The organism is Streptomyces spinoverrucosus (genome assembly GCF_015712165.1).
GTDB lineage: Bacteria > Actinomycetota > Actinomycetes > Streptomycetales > Streptomycetaceae > Streptomyces > Streptomyces spinoverrucosus_A.
The window spans coordinates 6697734-6714655 of sequence record NZ_JADPZX010000001.1 but is presented as its reverse complement, the minus strand read 5'-3'; the positions used below and the strand labels follow the sequence as shown (position 1 = coordinate 6714655).

At 70.2% G+C, this 16922-nt stretch carries 12 protein-coding genes; 5 read left to right on the top strand and 7 right to left on the bottom strand.

Annotated elements, in window-relative coordinates; translation table 11 throughout:
- Positions 1–83 precede the first annotated feature (83 nt).
- The gene (gene dnaE / locus I2W78_RS30460; protein ID WP_196463453.1) at positions 84–3623 is read right to left on the bottom strand and encodes a DNA polymerase III subunit alpha; all 3540 of its coding nucleotides are present in this window, start codon (positions 3621–3623) and stop codon (positions 84–86) included.
- A gap of 270 nt (positions 3624–3893) precedes the next feature.
- On the opposite strand from dnaE, the gene I2W78_RS30455 reads away from it, so the two are divergent.
- From I2W78_RS30455 to I2W78_RS30440, 4 genes are all read left to right on the top strand, one after another.
- The gene (locus I2W78_RS30455; RefSeq protein ID WP_196463452.1) at positions 3894–5246 is read left to right on the top strand and encodes a DUF2252 domain-containing protein; all 1353 of its coding nucleotides are present in this window, start codon (positions 3894–3896) and stop codon (positions 5244–5246) included.
- Between the two features lie 79 nt (positions 5247–5325).
- Positions 5326–6018 carry a hypothetical protein gene (locus I2W78_RS30450; RefSeq protein ID WP_196463451.1) on the top strand — a complete coding sequence of 231 codons (693 nt, stop codon included), beginning with the start codon at positions 5326–5328 and terminating at the stop codon, positions 6016–6018.
- A 181-nt stretch (positions 6019–6199) separates the two neighbouring features.
- Positions 6200–7000 (top strand): DsbA family protein, encoded by an 801-nt coding sequence (locus I2W78_RS30445; protein ID WP_196463450.1) that lies wholly within the window; start codon positions 6200–6202, stop codon positions 6998–7000.
- 137 nt (positions 7001–7137) lie between these two features.
- Positions 7138–8799, top strand: coding sequence for an alkaline phosphatase D family protein (locus tag I2W78_RS30440; protein ID WP_196463449.1), 1662 nt, complete (start codon positions 7138–7140; stop codon positions 8797–8799).
- 21 nt (positions 8800–8820) lie between these two features.
- Here I2W78_RS30440 and I2W78_RS30435 read toward each other — a convergent pair whose 3' ends face one another.
- Positions 8821–9390 (bottom strand): dienelactone hydrolase family protein, encoded by a 570-nt coding sequence (locus tag I2W78_RS30435; RefSeq protein ID WP_196463448.1) that lies wholly within the window; start codon positions 9388–9390, stop codon positions 8821–8823.
- A gap of 107 nt (positions 9391–9497) precedes the next feature.
- Here I2W78_RS30435 and I2W78_RS30430 point away from each other — a divergent pair, with 107 nt between their 5' ends.
- Entirely contained in the window at positions 9498–10619 is a 1122-nt protein-coding gene (locus tag I2W78_RS30430) for a mechanosensitive ion channel family protein (protein ID WP_196463447.1), read from the top strand.
- Positions 10620–10825: 206 nt separating this feature from the next.
- Here I2W78_RS30430 and I2W78_RS30425 read toward each other — a convergent pair whose 3' ends face one another.
- From I2W78_RS30425 to I2W78_RS41220, 5 genes are all read right to left on the bottom strand, one after another.
- The gene (locus I2W78_RS30425) at positions 10826–12412 is read right to left on the bottom strand and encodes a Na+/H+ antiporter (protein ID WP_196463446.1); all 1587 of its coding nucleotides are present in this window, start codon (positions 12410–12412) and stop codon (positions 10826–10828) included.
- A gap of 141 nt (positions 12413–12553) precedes the next feature.
- Entirely contained in the window at positions 12554–13030 is a 477-nt protein-coding gene (locus tag I2W78_RS30420) for a GNAT family N-acetyltransferase (protein WP_196463445.1), read from the bottom strand.
- Entirely contained in the window at positions 13027–13971 is a 945-nt protein-coding gene (locus tag I2W78_RS30415; protein WP_196463444.1) for an RluA family pseudouridine synthase, read from the bottom strand. The genes I2W78_RS30420 and I2W78_RS30415 overlap by 4 nt, the downstream gene beginning before the upstream one ends.
- Before the next feature lie 49 nt (positions 13972–14020).
- A complete protein-coding gene (gene lspA / locus I2W78_RS30410; RefSeq protein ID WP_196463443.1) occupies positions 14021–14731 on the bottom strand; it encodes a signal peptidase II in 711 nt (236 codons plus the stop codon).
- Positions 14732–14851: 120 nt separating this feature from the next.
- Positions 14852–16702 (bottom strand): histone H1-like repetitive region-containing protein, encoded by a 1851-nt coding sequence (locus I2W78_RS41220; RefSeq protein WP_307783858.1) that lies wholly within the window; start codon positions 16700–16702, stop codon positions 14852–14854.
- Positions 16703–16922 lie beyond the last annotated feature (220 nt).

Below are 16922 nucleotides of genomic sequence, written 5' to 3'. Positions count from 1 at the left end.
ACAAGGGCCGTTGCGGCCCAGGCACATGACGAGGGGCGCATCCGGCAACGGATGCGCCCCTTGCGCACATCAGGAAGCCGAGCTCAGCCCGCCAGGCAGGACGGTCCGAGCAGCACCTTCAGGTCACCGAACAAGGCCGGGTCCGGCTTCACCCGGTGCCGGTCCAGCCGCAGGACGGTCGTCTTCGTCGGACCCTGGAGCTTGATCCGCACCTCGCTGTCGCCCTTGTGGTGGGTGAGGATCTCACCGAGCCGGCTGATCATGGGCGGAGTGACCTTCACCGCCGGGATGGTGAGCACCACGGGCGCGTTGGTGCCCGCGTTGGACAGGTCGGGAACCATCAGCTCCATCGCGACCAGCCGCGGCACGTCCTCCCGCTTGTCCAGGCGGCCCTTGACGAACACCACGGCGTCCTCGACGAGTTGGGTCGACACCAACTGGTACGTCGCCGGGAAGAACATGCACTCGATGGAACCGGCGAGGTCCTCCACCGTGGCGATCGCCCAGGCGTTGCCCTGCTTGGTCATCTTGCGCTGCAGACCCGAGATGATGCCGCCGATGGTGACGACCGCGCCGTCGCCGAAGTCCCCGCCGGTGAGCTGGGCGATGCCCGCGTCGGCCTTGTCGGACAGCACGTGCTCCAGGCCGAAGAGCGGGTGGTCGGAGACGTACAGACCGAGCATCTCCCGCTCCTGGGCGAGCAGATAGGTCTTGTCCCACTCGTCGGTCGAGAACTCCACGTCCAGGCCGAAGCCCGGCTCGCTGCTCGCCTCCTCGCCCATGCCGCCGAAGAGGTCGAACTGCCCTTCCGCCTCCTTGCGTTTGACCGCGACCACGTTGTCGATCATCGGCTCGTACTGCGCCGTCAGGCCCTTGCGGGTGTGGCCCATGGTGTCGAACGCGCCCGCCTTGATCAGCGACTCCGTGGTGCGCTTGTTGCAGACGACCGCGTCGACCTTGTCGAGGTAGTCGGGGAAGGAGGCGTACTTCCCCTTCGCCTTGCGGCACCTGATGATCGACTCGACCACGTTCGTACCGACGTTGCGCACGGCGGACAGGCCGAACAGGATCACTTCGTCGCCCTGCGCGGCGAAGTTCGACTCGGACTCGTTGACGTTCGGCGGCAGCACCCGGATGCCCATGCGGCGGCACTCGTTGAGGTAGACCGCCGACTTGTCCTTGTCGTCCTTGACCGAGGTGAGCAGCGCGGCCATGTACTCGGCCGGGTGGTTCGCCTTCAGGTACGCGGTCCAGTACGAGACCAGTCCGTACGCCGCCGAGTGCGCCTTGTTGAACGCGTAGCCGGCGAACGGGACCAGCACGTCCCACAGCGCCTGGATGGCCTCGTCGCTGAAGCCCTTCTTGCGGGCGCCGCCCTGGAAGATGACGAAGTTCTTCTCCAACTCCTCGGGCTTCTTCTTGCCCATCACGCGGCGCAGGACGTCGGCCTCGCCGAGCGAGTACCCGGCGATGATCTGCGCGGCCTTCTGCACCTGCTCCTGGTAGACGATCAGGCCGTAGGTGACGTCCAGGACTTCCCTGAGCGGCTCCTCCAGCTCCGGGTGGATCGGGGTGATCTCCTGCTGGCCGTTCTTGCGCAGGGCGTAGTTGGTGTGGGAGTTCATGCCCATCGGGCCCGGGCGGTACAGGGCCGACACGGCGGAGATGTCTTCGAAGTTGTCCGGCTTCATCAGGCGCAGCAGCGAGCGCATGGGGCCGCCGTCGAACTGGAAGACGCCGAGGGTGTCGCCGCGCTGGAGCAGTTCGAAGGTCGTGGGGTCGTCCAGCGGGAGGCTGAGGAGATCGATGTCGATCCCCTTGTTGGACTTCACCATCTTCACGGCGTCGTCCATGATCGTCAGGTTGCGCAGGCCCAGGAAGTCCATCTTCAGCAGGCCGAGCGACTCACAGCTCGGGTAGTCCCACTGCGTGATGGTCACGCCGTCGGTGTGCCTCACCCACACCGGGACGTGGTCGGTGATGGTCTCGCTGGACATGATCACGCCGGCCGCGTGCACACCCATCTGCCGGACCAGGCCCTCCACGCCGCGCGCGGTGTCGATGACCTTCTTCACGTCCGGCTCGTTCTCGTACATCGCCCGGATCTCGCCCGCCTCCGAGTAGCGCGGGTGGCTGGAGTCGGTGATGCCGGAGAGCGGGATGCCCTTGCCGAGGACGTCCGGCGGCATGGCCTTGGTGAGCCGGTCGCCCATCGCGTACGGGTAGCCGAGGACGCGCGCGGAGTCCTTGATCGCGTTCTTGGCCTTGATGGTGCCGTACGTGCCGATCATGGCGACCTTGTCGGCGCCGTATTTCTCCGTCACGTACCTGATCACCTCGACGCGCCGACGCTCGTCGAAGTCGATGTCGACGTCGGGCATCGAGATGCGCTCGGGGTTGAGGAAGCGCTCGAAGATCAGGCCGTGCGGGATCGGGTCGAGGTCGGTGATGCCCATGGCGTAGGCGACGATCGAGCCTGCCGCGGAGCCTCGGCCGGGGCCGACCGCGATGCCCTGCTTCTTGGCCCACATGATGAAGTCGGCGACCACGAGGAAGTAGCCGGGGAAGCCCATCGAGATGATGACGTCCATCTCGTACTCGGCCTGCTTCCTGCGGTCCTCGGGGACGCCGCCCGGGAAGCGGCGCTCCATGCCGCGGCGGACCTCCTCCTGGAACCAGGTGACCTCGGTGTAGCCCTCCGGGATGTCGAACTTGGGCATCAGGTCGCGCTTCTCGAACATGCCCGCGGTGTCGACCATCTCGGCGACCAGGAGCGTGTTGGCGCAGCCCTCCTGCCAGGCGTCCGAGGAGTCGATGGCGTACATCTCGTCCGTGGACTTCAGGTAGTAGCCGGTGCCGTCGAACTTGAAGCGGTCGGGGTCGGAGAGGTTCTTGCCGGTCTGGATGCACAGCAGCGCGTCGTGGGCGCCCGCCTCGTGCGCGTACGTGTAGTGCGAGTCGTTGGTGACCAGCGGGGGGATGCCGAGCTTCTTGCCGATCTCCAGCAGTCCGTCGCGGACCCGGTGCTCGATGTCGATGCCGTGGTCCATCAGCTCCAGGAAGTAGCGGTCCTTGCCGAAGATGTCCTGGTAGTCGGCGGCCGCCTTGAGGGCCTCGTCGAACTGACCGAGGCGCAGCCTGGTCTGGAGCTCGCCGGACGGGCAGCCGGTGGAGGCGACGATGCCCTCGGACCACTGGGCGATGGTCTCCTTGTCCATCCGGGGCCACTTCTGGAGCCAGCCCTCGGCGTACGCGTCCGAGGACAGCCGGAAGAGGTTGTGCAGGCCGGTCTTGTTCACGGCCCACATCGTCTTGTGGGTGTAACCGCCGGAACCGGAGACGTCGTCCCGCTTCTGGTGCGGCTGGCCCCACTGGATCTTGCGCTTGTTGCGTCGGGACTCGGGCGCGACATACGCCTCGATGCCGATGATCGGGGTGATTCCGGCCTTCTTCGCGGAATGGAAGAAGTCGTACGCCCCGTGGAGGTTGCCGTGGTCGGACATGGCGATGTGCGTCATGCCCATCTCGTTGCACGCGTTGAACATGTCCTTGAGCCGCGCGGCACCGTCCAGCAGCGAGTACTGGGTGTGGACGTGCAGGTGCGTGAACGGCGGCTTCGACACGGTTTCGGCCTCCAAGGAAAACGTACGACTAAGGGGGTCCGACAGGCTGCGGACAGTCTGGGGGACAGCGTCGAAGTCTATGCCTCGGGACTGACACTGGATGGATACTGTGGCGCGAAGCGCCCCGATGAGGGGTGGTGGTCGGGCGACGGGCGGGCGGGCACTCCCGCGTACCTTCGAACGTTGGAAGGTGACGGACGCCGCGTGCCACGGGCACGCACCATCCGTCCCACAGGTCACGTACGACCCCGCACCAGGAGGCACCCCGCGATGTCGTTCCCGCAGCTCAACGACGAGCAACGCGGCGAGGAGATCCTCGCCGTCTTCGACACCGCCTTCGGCGAGCTGCTCGCCGCCGACCCGGCCGCGTTCCGCGTGAAGTTCCGGAAGATGGCGGCCTCGGCCTTCGCCTTCTACCGGGGCACGGCGTGCCTCTTCTACCACGACCTGGACGCCGGGAACGCGGGACGGGACGGCGGGAGGATATACAGCGGCCCGTTCCTGGACGAGCGCACCTCACGCGTGTGGATCCACGGCGACCTGCACGCGGAGAACTTCGGCACGTACATGGACTCGAACGGCCGGCTGATCTTCAACGTCAATGACTTCGACGAGGCGTACGTCGGCCCCTTCACCTGGGACCTCAAGCGCTTCGCCGCCTCCATCGCCCTCATCGGGTACGCGAAGGCGCTCAGCGACGACCAGATCACCGAGCTGGTGACGATCTACGCGACCGCCTACCGCGAGCGCGTGCACGCGCTGGCCACCGGCGCCAAGAGCGACGAGGTGCCGCCCTTCACCCTGGACACCGCCGAGGGCCCGCTGCTGGACGCGCTGCGCGTCGCCCGCTCGCTGACCCGGTTCGGGCTGCTGGACTCGATGACCGAGATCCGCGACTTCGAACGCCGGTTCGCCGCGGGCGGCGGCTCCATCGAGCTGGACGCGGCCACGCGCTACAAGGTGCTCGCCGCCTTCGACGGCTACCTGGAGACGCTCCCGGAGTCCTCGCTGGCCCGCCCGGACTCGTACCGGGTGAAGGACGTCGTCGGCCGCCGCGGCATCGGCATCGGCTCGGCCGGCCTGCCGTCGTACAACATCCTGCTGGAGGGCAACAGCGACGCCCTGGAGAACGACGTGGTGATCTACGTCAAGCAGGCACAGACCCCGGCGGTCTCCCGGCACATCACGGACCCGGCGATCCGCGAGTACTTCCAGCACGAGGGCCACCGCACGGTGATCTCCCAGCGCGCCCTCCAGGCGCACGCCGACCCGTGGCTCGGCTGGACCGAGCTGGACGGCGCGGGCCAGCTGGTCGCCGAGGTGTCGCCGTACGCCGTCGACCTCGACTGGGGCGACATCGACGACCCGGAGGAGATCGCCGCGGTCGTCGCCGACCTGGGCCGCGCCACGGCCACCATGCACTCGGCCGCCGACGACGACTCCGGCCACTCCGAGCTGGTGCCGTTCTCCACCGAGCGGGCCATCGACGCGGCCCTCGCGGGCGACGAGGAGGGCCTCGCGCCGCTGCTGGTCGACTTCGCGCACAGCTACGGGGCACGCGCGCGTGCCGACCACCAGATCTTCGTCGACCTCTTCCGCAACGGCCGGATCCCCGGCCTGTGACCGCCCACCGACCGCCCCAGGACTTCACAGGGACCCTTTAGGAGTCCCTTACCGGAGTCCGTGACACACTCTCCCCGCGATGGACATATCAGGGACCCCGCTCCGAGCCGTACGCGCGGCGCTGTTCACGGCACTCGTCGTGACACTCGGCACCGCGTCGCACGTGCTGCTGTCCGGGGTCCCGCTGCCGCTGGGCACGGTGGCGGCAGCGGCCGCCGGCGTCTTCGCAGTGGCCTACGCGCTGGCGGGGAGCCGCGAACGCCGCCTCGGCGGCATCGCCGCACTGCTGATCCCTCTCGAACTGGCAGTCGACACACTCTTCACCACCGGCCAGCACGCCTGCTACGGCCGCGCCGGCGGCCCGGTCGCCGGCCCGCTGCGCTCGGTCGGTCTGGACGTCCTGTGCGCCGGCGAGGTCGGCACCCCGCTGGCCCGTATGACCGGAACCACCGCCCCCGACCGCGCCGCCACCCTCCTCGCCCACGCCGACCCGCGCACCGCCTGGCTCCTGCTCGCCGCCCACGCCGGCGTCGGCCTCCTGGCCGCGGCCTGGCTCCGCCGCGGCGAGCGAGCCTTGGCCCAGCTGCTGGGCGCGGCCACCGCGACGACGTTCAGGCCGTTGCTGCTGGCGGTCGCGGCAGTGACGGTACGCCTGGCCCCGGTGCCGCGCCGTCTGCCCCGCCCGGCTCACCGCCCGGCGCCGGCCCGCGACCTCCTCCTGACCCACTCCGTGGGCCGCCGAGGGCCACCGCGCGCAACCGTCTTCGCCTGAGAAGCCCAAACGCAGGGGCGCTCCATCGGCGCGGCGCCGCAGCGCACCTGAGGGGCTCGGGGAACTGCGCGACCAGCCACACCACACACGCGCACCCGCCGAACACCCCCTGCCGCGCCCTTCGCCGCGCGCGCCCACGACGGCATCAAGCATTCGTACGCAATCCACCCGGAGAACAATCATGAGCAAGCGAAACAGCCAGGCCGCAAAATCCGCCGCCCGCGAACGCCTCCGCGCCGAACGCGAGCGCGAGGCACAGCGCGCCAAGGTCAAGCGCCAGATCATCGTGGCCTGCTCGGTCGTCGGCGTCCTCGCCGCGGCCGGCGGCATCGGCTACGCCGTCGTCCAGACCAACCAGCCCAGCGCGTGGGAGGCGGCCGCCGACGCCAAGGTCGTCGCCCCCGCCAACACCTCCGGCAAGAACGGCACCACGGTCCTGGTCGGCGACTCCAAGTCCGACAACGTGGTCCACCTCTACGAGGACCCGCGCTGCCCGGCCTGCGCCTCCTTCGAGCAGACCGTCGGCGAGACCGTCAACAAGGGCATGGAGGACGGCGACTACAAGCTCTCCTTCACCCTCGGCACCTTCCTCGACGGCAACCTCGGCGGCGAGGGCTCCAAGAACGCCCTGAGCGCACTCGGCGCCGCGCTGAACGTCGGTCCCGAGGCGTTCCTGGACTACAAGACCGCGCTGTACTCGGCGGAGTACCACCCGGAGGAGTCCACCGATGAGTTCTCCAAGGACGACTACCTGATCAAGGTGGCGAACACGGTGGACGCGCTGAAGAACAACAAGAAGTTCCAGGACGCCGTCGAGAAGGGCACGTACGACGCCTGGGCCATGAAGATGAGCCAGTCCTTCGACGACACCAAGGACGTCAAGTCGACCCCCACCATCAAGATCAACGACAAGGTGATCGAGAACCCGAGCACCGTCGCCGAGTGGGAGACGGCCCTCAAGGACGCGGGCGTCACCAAGTAGCACCTGGGTAACACGCCGTCAGGCGGTAACGCCGTACGGAAGCACGACGAAAGAGCGGGCGAACTCTTCCCGGTTCGCCCGCTCTTCGCACACCCGCGCCTTACCGAAAGCGCTACCGATCAGTAATCTGATCGCCCGTGACCAGTCGAAACAGACCCAACACGGGCCTCAACTCTCCCGCTCCGCGCCGCCGTACGGTCGTCAAGGCGGCCGCCGCCGGAGCCGTCCTCGCCGCCCCGCTCGCCGGTGCCCTGCCCGCCCGCGCGGCCACCGGGACCCCCGCCTTCCTGCACGGCGTCGCCTCCGGTGACCCCCTCCCGGACGGCATCCTGCTGTGGACCCGGGTGACGCCCACCACCGAGGCGACGCCCGGCTCCGGACTCGGCCCGGACACCGAGGTCAGCTGGATCGTGGCCAGGGACAAGGCGTTCACGAACATCGTCGCCAAGGGCTCCACCACGGCGACCGCCGCCTCCGACCACACGGTCAAGGCCGACATCCGCGGCCTCGCGCCCGCCACCGACTACTGGTTCCGCTTCTCCGCCGGCGGCACCGACTCCCCGCCCGGCCGCGCCCGCACCGCCCCCGCCACCGACGCGGCCGTCGCGGGCCTGCGCTTCGGCGTGGTCTCCTGCGCCAACTGGGAGGCCGGCTACTTCTCCGCGTACCGCCACCTCGCCGCCCGCGGCGACCTGGACGCCTGGCTGCACCTCGGCGACTACATCTACGAGTACCCGGCGGGCGAGTACGGCACCCGGGGCACCTCCGTGCGCTCGCACGCCCCCGCGCACGAGATCGTCACCCTCGCCGACTACCGCATCCGGCACGGCCGTTACAAGACCGACCCGGACCTCCAGGCGCTGCACGCCACCGCCCCCGTCGTGGCGATCTGGGACGACCACGAGATAGCCAACGACACCTGGTCCGGCGGCGCCGAGAACCACACCGAGGGCGCCGAGGGCACCTGGGCGGCCCGCCAGGCCGCCGCCAAGCAGGCCTACTTCGAGTGGATGCCCGTCCGCCCGGCCATCGCCGGCACCACCTACCGCCGGCTGCGCTTCGGCAAGCTCGCCGACCTCTCCCTGCTCGACCTGCGCTCCTTCCGCTCGCAGCAGGCCGCCATCGGCAACGGCGACGTCGACGACCCGGACCGCACGCTCACCGGGCGCGCCCAACTCGACTGGCTGAAGGCGGGCCTGAAGTCCTCCGACACCACCTGGCGGCTGGTCGGCAACTCGGTGATGATCTCGCCGTTCGCCATCGGGTCCCTCTCCGCCGAGCTGCTGAAGCCGCTGGCCAAGCTGCTGGGCCTGCCGCAGGAGGGCCTGGCCATCAACACCGACCAGTGGGACGGCTACACCGACGACCGCCGCGAACTCCTCGCCCACCTGCGCTCGAACGCGATCCGCAACACGGTCTTCCTCACCGGCGACATCCACATGGCGTGGGCCAACGACGTGCCGGTGAACGCCGGTACGTACCCGCTGTCGGCGTCCGCCGCCACGGAGTTCGTGGTCACCTCGGTCACGTCCGACAACCTCGACGACCTCGTGAAGGTCCCCGAGGGCACCGTCTCCGCCCTTGCCTCGCCGGTCATCCGCGCGGCCAACCGGCATGTCCACTGGGTCGACACCGACCGTCACGGCTACGGCGTCCTGGACATCACCGCCGAGCGCGCGCAGATGGACTACTACGTCCTCTCCGACCGCACCAAGGCCAGTGCGACGGCCTCCTGGAGCCGCTCCTACCGCACCCGCAGCGGCACGCAGAAGGTCGAGCGGACGTACGACCCGGTGTAACAGCCGGTCCTTCCGGGCGTCTCAGAGACTGTCGAGGAAGCCGAGCGCCACCCGCCAGGTGGCCTCGGCGGCCTCCTCGTCGTAGTCCGGGAGCTCGGGGTCGGTGTACAGGTGCCCGGCCCCGGCGTACCGGTAGATCTCCACGTCCGCACCGGCCCGGCGCATCTGCAGATACCAGGCGCTGAGCCAGTCGTCCGTCTCGAACGGGTCCGGCTCGGCGACGTGCAACTGCACCGGCAGGTCGTCCACCGAGACGTTCGGCGCGAGGTCCGACGTGCCGTGCAGGAGCAGCAGCCCGCGCGCCTTGTCGTCGCCCAGCGCGAGGGTCTGCGCGACCGAGGCGCCGAGCGAGAACCCGGCGTACACCAGCCCGCGCTCCGAGTACGGCGCGGCGGCCAGCACGGCCCGCTTCAGCAACTCGTCCTTGCCGACCTCCTCCTTGAACGCCATGCCGTCCTCGGCCGTCTCGAACGTGCGCCCCTCGAAGAGGTCCGGCGTCCACACCTCGTGACCGGCCGTGCGCAGCCGGTCCGCCGCGGCGCGCACCGCGGGTCTGAGGCCGTAGGTCGAGTGAAACAGCATGATGTTCATGAGGCCATGGTGCCAGCCGGGTACGACAACGCAGGTCCGGGGCACTACCCCGATCCGCCGCGAACTCACATGTTCACCACCCCCAAGGACTGGTTACGTTCGAGGGCATGGAGAACCTGCTCCGCCCCCTCATCGTGATCGGCGGCTCGGTCCTGCTCGGCCTGCTCATCGGCTGGGCCACCGACCGGCTGCTGCGCAAGGCCGACGAACGGCACCCGGAGACCCCCCTGTGGGGCCTGCTGCGCCGGGGCCGCATCCCCTACCAGCTCGTGCTGTGCGCCGCCCTGCTCAGAGGGTCGTACGACGAGGCGCAGCTGCTCCAGGACCACCGGGTCGGCGTCGGCCAGGCGCTCACGCTGGTGCTGATCGGGTCGGCGGCCTGGCTGGTGATCCGGATCGCGGCGGCGGTCGTGGAGACGTCGTACACGCGCTACGCCAGCTCCCGCGCCCAGCGTGACCCGGCCCGGGTCCGCCGGGTACGGACCCAGGTGACGCTGATCATGCGGGTGGTCGCGGCGGTCGTCGGCGTGGTGGCCGTCGCGGCGATGCTGCTGACGTTCCCCGCGATGCGCGCGGCCGGCGCCTCGCTGCTGGCCTCGGCCGGCATCCTCGGCATCGTCGCCGGTGTGGCGGCGCAGTCCACGCTGAGCAACATGTTCGCGGGGCTGCAGATCGCGTTCGGCGACATGGTGCGCATAGGGGACACGGTCGTGGTGGACGGTGAGTGGGGCACGGTCGAGGAGATCACCCTCACGTACCTCACGGTCCGCACGTGGGACGAGCGCCGGATCACGATGCCGGTGTCGTACTTCACGTCCAAGCCCTTCGAGAACTGGTCGCGCGGCACCCCGCAGATGACCGGCATCGTCTACTGGCACCTCGACCACACCGCCCCCGTGGCCGCGATGCGCGAGAAGCTCCGCGACATCCTGCGCGAGTGCCCCGCCTGGGACGGCCGCGCCTACGGCCTGGACGTGACGGACACCACACCCAACACCATGGAGGTACGGGCCCTGTTGACGGCGAAGGACGCGGACGACGTCTGGACGGTACGGGTCGCGGTCCGCGAGCGGATGATCGCCTGGCTGATCCAGGAACACCCGTACGCCCTGCCCCGCGTCAACACGGCCGACGCGACCCTCCCTCCAGGCGCCAACGGCCGCCGCCCGTCCCCGGACGGCACCCCCCAGCGCCGAGCAACGGACACCCCAAGGCCAGACCGATTCTGACCCCCCAAACCCACCACAACACCACTAAAACACCCACAACACGGCACGCCACCGAGACGACGGCAAACCGCGCACGACGCCACCGAGAGAACGGCGCACTGCGCACAACGCCGCCACGACGGCGGAAAGCCGCCGCCGGCGCTGAGCCCCCACGGGCGACGTTCACCTCCTGCCCAACTGGAAGCGGGCGGTGCGCGGGCGGGAGATCACCTCAAACTATGCACATCAAGCTGCCGCAACACACGATCCACCACCTCCGGATCGGCCCCCACCTCACTCCGCGCCGCCAACACCTCATGCCGCGCCGCACTCAGCATCTCCCTCTCGATCCGCCGCAACCGCCGCACCCTCCGCGCCCGCCGCTCATGCCCCTCCCGCCGCTCGTCCTCCCCCAACTCCGGACTGATCCGCCACCCGATGTCGAACGCCCGCCGCAACATCCGCTCGGACACCTCGTCCGGCAACTCCTCCACCTCCTCGATCTCCCGCAACCTCCGCTTCGCCGCCTTGGCGGCCCGCACCGCCAGCGCCCGCTCGAACTCCTTCTCCCGCGCCGTGTCCGCCCGCACCCCCAACCGCCGTACCAGCCACGGCAGGCTCAGCCCCTGCACCACCAGCGTCGCCATGATCACCCCGAACGCGACGAACACGATCTCGTCCCGGTTGGGAAAGGCCTCCCCGCCCTCCGTCCGCAGCGGAATCGCGAGCGCCAACGCCACGGACGCGACCCCCCGCATCCCCGACCACCACATCACCACGGTCTCGCGCCAGCTCATCGGGACCTCCTCGTCGTAGTCCCGCCTGGCATGCAACCGCTTGGTGAGCCACGTGGCCGGCAACAGCCACACCAGCCGCACCAGTACGACGACCCCCACGATCGCCGCCGACCACCCCAGCAGCTCACCCCACCGCCCGGACGCCGTCCGGATCGCGTTGTGCAGCTCCAGCCCGATCAGCCCGAACGCGACGCCCGTGACCAGGGTGTCGACGATGTCCCAGAAGGTGTGCCCGGCGAGCCGCGTCACCACGTCGTCGGGATCACTCGCGTACTCGGCGAGGAACAACGCGGTGGTGAGCACGGCGAGCACCCCGGACCCGTGCAGCTCCTCGGCCAGCACATAGGACGCGTACGGCACCAGCAGCGTCAGACTGATCTGCAGGGTCGCGTCGCCAAGCACGTCCATCAGCTTGTTGGCGCCCCAGCCGAGCGCCAGCCCGACGGCCACCGCGACCACGGCGGACAACACCAGCTGGCCACCGGCCTCCCACGGCGAGAACGTCCCGCTGACCGCCGCCGCGATCGCCACGTGATACAGCACGATGGCCGTCACGTCGTTGAAGAGTCCCTCGCCCTCCAGGATCGACACCAGTCGCCGCGGCAGCCCCAACTGGCCCGCGACGGCGGTCGCCGCGACCGGATCGGGCGGCGCGACCAGCGCTCCGAGCGCCACGGCGGCGGCGATCGGCAGCCCCGGCACGATCGCGTGGGCGACGGCGGCCACACACACCATGGTGACGAACACCAACGCCACGGCCAGCAGAAGGATCGGCCGGATGTTGGCCGTGAACTGCCGCCAGGACGTGCGCCGTACGGCGGCGTAGAGCAGCGGCGGCAACAGCAGCGGCAGGATCAGGTCGGGCGGAATACTGACGTTCGGTACGAAGTCGAGGAGCGCGAGCACGATGCCCAGCAGCGTCATCAGCACCGGCGCCGGCAGCCGCAGCCGATCCCCGACCGGGACACTCACCACGGCCCCGAGCAACAGCACGAACAACAGGGCCAACTGATCCACGGTCAGCACTCCGAGATCTGGACGGTCTGCGAGCCCCCGCCGTACGGTCAAGCCCCCGTCGTACGGTCAAGCCCCGCCGTACGGTCAAGCCCCCCGTCGTACGGTCAAGACCCGTTGAGCGGTCAAGACCCCGTTGAACGGTCAACCCGCCTGGAGCGAACGCCGCATCGCCCGATGCGGTATCCCCGCGTCGGGGAACTCGGGCCCGTACACCACGTACCCCAGCCGCTCGTAGAACCCCAGCGCATGCGTCTGCGCGTGCAGATCGACCGCCGACAGCCCACGCACGCGTGCCGCGTCCTCGATGGCCCGCACCAGCGCGCCCCCGACGCCGAGCCCGCGCGCCTCCCGCGTCACCGCGAGCCGCCCGAGCGAGCCGACCAACGGATCGCCGCCGGTCTTGCCGGCCGCCGCGTCGCCGAACAGCAGCCGCCCGGTCCCGAGCGGCACCCCGTCCGCCCGCACGGCCAGCACATGCACCGCGCCGGCGTCGTACGCGTCGTACTCCAGGTCCTCCGGTACGCCCTGTTCGGCGACGAAGACCTCCTTGCGCACGGTGAAACACGCCTCGCGGTCGGCCTCGTCCCCGGCGACCCGCACGACGTACCCGGGGCTCATCCGTAGGTCTCCTCGCGCACCTTGTCCAACGCGTTCCGCAGGTCGTCCGGGTAGTCGCAGGCGAACTCCACCCACTCGCCGTCACCGGGGTGGTCGAAGCCCAGCCGTACGGCGTGCAGCCACTGCCTCGTCAGACGGAGCCGCTTGGCGAGCGTCGGGTCGGCGCCGTACGTCAGGTCGCCGACGCAGGGGTGGCGGTGGGCGGCCATGTGGACGCGGATCTGGTGGGTGCGGCCCGTCTCCAGCTTCACGTCGAGCAGGGAGGCCGCGCGGAACGCCTCGATCAGGTCGTAGTGCGTCACGGACGGCTTGCCGTCGGCCGTGACCGCCCACTTGTAGTCGTGGTTGGGGTGGCGGCCGATGGGTGCGTCGATGGTGCCGCTGGTGGGGTCGGGGTGGCCCTGGACGAGGGTGTGGTAGCGCTTGTCGACCGTGCGCTGCTTGAACTGCCGCTTCAGCGAGGTGTACGCACGCTCGGACTTGGCGACCACCATCAGTCCCGACGTACCGACGTCGAGCCGGTGCACGATGCCCTGGCGCTCGGCCGCGCCGGACGTGGAGATCCGGTACCCGGCCGCCGCCAGGCCGCCGATGACCGTCGGCCCGGACCACCCCGGACTCGGGTGCGCGGCGACGCCGACCGGCTTGACGATGACGACCACGTCCTCGTCGTCGTGCACGATGTCCATGCCCTCGACCGGCTCGGCCACCACCTGCACCGACGGGGCCGCCTGCGGCAGCTCGACCTCCAGCCAGGCACCGCCGCGCACTCGCTCGGACTTGCCGACCACCGTGCCGTCGACCAGCACCTTGCCCGCCGCGGCGAGCTCCGCGGCCTTGGTACGGGAGAAGCCGAACATGCGGGAGATGGCGGCGTCGACGCGCTCGCCCTCCAGGCCGTCCGGCACGGGCAGGGTACGGATCTCGGGAATCGTGCTCACCCGTCGAGTATGCCGGACCGGTCCGACAGCGCTGACCGGAGGCTGTTGCTCAGTCCTTGTGGACGGTCCCGTCCGGGTCGAGGCCCTTGAAGGACAGCAGCACGATCAGGATGCCGCCGCACACGATCGCCGAGTCGGCGAGATTGAAGACGGCGAAGTGCTTGGGCGCGATGAAGTCGACGACCGCGCCCTTGAAGACGCCCGGCGAGCGGAAGATCCGGTCGGTGAGGTTGCCGAGCGCACCGCCGAGCAGCAGGCCGAGGGCGATCGCCCAGGGCAGGCTGTAGAGCTTGCGGGCGAGCCGGGCGATCACCACGATCACGGCCGCGGCGATCACCGTGAAGATCACGGTGAAGGCCTCGCCGAAACCGAAGGCCGCGCCCGCGTTGCGGATCGCCTCGAAGCGCAGCCAGTCCCCGATGATCTCGATCGGCTCGTGGTGCTCCAGCTTGGCGACCACGATCATCTTGCTGATCAGGTCGAGGGCGTACGCGACACCGGCGACCCCGAACAGCACGGCGATCCGGCGCTTGCCCCGGGACGGCTCGGCAGGGGCGCCCTGCTCGTCCGTGCCGGACGCACCGGACGCGGCCGCCGCCTCGCCGGTCGCCTCGTCGCCGCCGGAACCACCGGCCGGGGTCTGTGCCCCCTCGGCGGCGGACCGCTCCTGCGACGCGTCGTCGTCGCCGGGCCGCTCCTGCTCGGCCCGCGCCGCCTCCGGGGTGCCCGGCGTACCGATGATGCGCTCCGCCTCTGCCACGTGAGTCCCTCAACCTAGGTGCCTGACTGAGCACGAGGGTACGGCACGCCGATGACGGCGCACGTGCTCAGGAGGCATATGGAGGCATCCCGCGGGATACGAGGGCCGGACCGGGCTCGGTCAGTACCGGCGCTCCTGCTTCTGCTTGCACTCGACGCACAGGGTGGCCCGGGGGAAGGCCTGCATACGGGCCTTGCCGATGGGGTTGCCGCAGTTCTCGCACAGGCCGTACGTGCCCGCGTCGAGGCGTTGCAGGGCGTGCTCGATCTGCGTGAGCATCTCGCGCGCGTTGGCGGCGATGGCCAGCTCGTGCTCGCGCGTGATGTTCTTGGCGCCGGTGTCCGCCTGGTCGTCGCCGGCGCCGTCGCCGGAGTCCCGCATCAGGCCGGCGAGGGAGGCCTCGGCGTTGGCGATCTCGGTCTGCAGCCGCTCCATCTCCGACGCCAGCTCCCCGCGGGCCTCCGCGACCTCTTCCGGGGTCCAGGGGTCCTCTCCGGGGCGCACCGCGAGGTCGCCCGGCTTCGCCGCGGCGACCCGTGCCTTGGGGACGGCTGTCTTCGCCGCCGTGGCCTGCCCAGGGGTCTTCTTCGCAACCACCGTCGTGGCTCCCGTCTGCTTCGCGGCCCGCGCCGCGCCCACCTTCTTGCCCGTACTCCGCCCGCCCGCCGCCTTCTTGCCGACGGTTTCCTCAGCCGCCGCTGCCTTACTGGACACGGCCCGCTTGGCCGGGGCCGCCTTCCCGGCGACGGCCTCCCCAGCCGCCGCAGGCTCGGCCACCGCCGTCTTCTTCACCCCGGCTTTCTTGGTCGACGCCGCCTTCTTCGCCACGGCCTTCTTCGCAGCCGCCGTCTCGGCGACGGTGTTCTTGACCGCTGCCTTCCTGGCCATCGCCTCCTCAGCCACCGCCGCCGTCTTCCCGGCGACGGCCTTCTTGACCACGGCCTTCTCGGCCACCACCTCCTCAGGCACCGCCGCCTTCTCGACCGCCACCGTCTTCTCGGCTACGGCCTTCTTGGCCGCGGCTTTCTCGGCCACCACCTCCTCAGGCACCGCCGCCGTCTTCCCGGCGACGGCCTTCTTGACCACGGCCTTCTCGGCCACCACCTCCTCAGGCACCGCCGCCGTCTTCCCGGCGACGGCCTTCTTGACCACGGTCTTCTCGGCCACCGCCTCCTCAGGCACTGCGGCCTTCTCAACCGCGGCCTTCTTGGCCACCGCCTTCTTCGCAGCGCGCTTCTCGGCCACCACCTCGCCGGCCACAGCCTTGCTCGCAGCGCGCTTCCCGCCCGCCACCTCGCCGGCCGCGCCCTTCTCCGCCGACGCCTTCTTCGCCCCCCGCTTCTCGGCGGCCTCCTTCCGGGCGGCCCCCTTCCCGGCGGGAAGCTCCTCGGGTACCGCTGCCTCTGGTGCCCCCTTCTTGCCCGGCACCTTCTTCGCGGCCCGCTTCCCGGCGGCCCCCTCCTCGGCGTTGGATTTCCTGGCACCTGCCTTCTTGGCGGCCGCCGCACCCGAACCCGGCGCCTTCTTAACGGCCCCCTTCTCAGCCGCCGCCGAAGCGGCCCCCTTCTCAGCCCCAGTCCCGGCCGAAGCAGCCCCCTTCCCAGCCCCCACCCCCGCCGAAGCCGTACCCTTCCCAGCCCCCACCCCTGCGGAAACCCGCTCCTTCTCCGCCCCCGCCCCCCTCTTCGCAGGTGCCGCCCGCGCCCCGGTCCCCTCTTCCTTCTCGGCGGTCATCCCACGCACCCTCTTCACGGCCCTGCCCACCACACGCTTCGCGGCCGACGCGACACCCTGCGCGTTCTTCTTCCCACCCACCCCACCGGAGGCGCCCGCGGCCGACGCGACACCCGCCGCGTTCTTCTTCCCGCCCGCGCTCTTGGCCGCACCATCGGACGCGCTCGCCGCACCACCGGACGCGCTCGTGGACCTGCCAGGCGCCGACTGCTGTACGGGGGTCTTCTTCGCCACCATGGCCGCGGCCCCTTCACATATTGTGATCTTGCACGCGCATCGTGCTGGGACGATAAATCGACTCGAGTCCCGCGGCAACGGGGCACACCGCCCGAACCGCCCGCCCCGCGGCCGCCGCGCGGCCGGCATGCATGCGTTGTGCCCAGCTCGCCGCCAGGTAATCCGCCGAGCCGGACATCACAGGATCCGAAGTCTCATAACAGACCAATCGGGTCATATT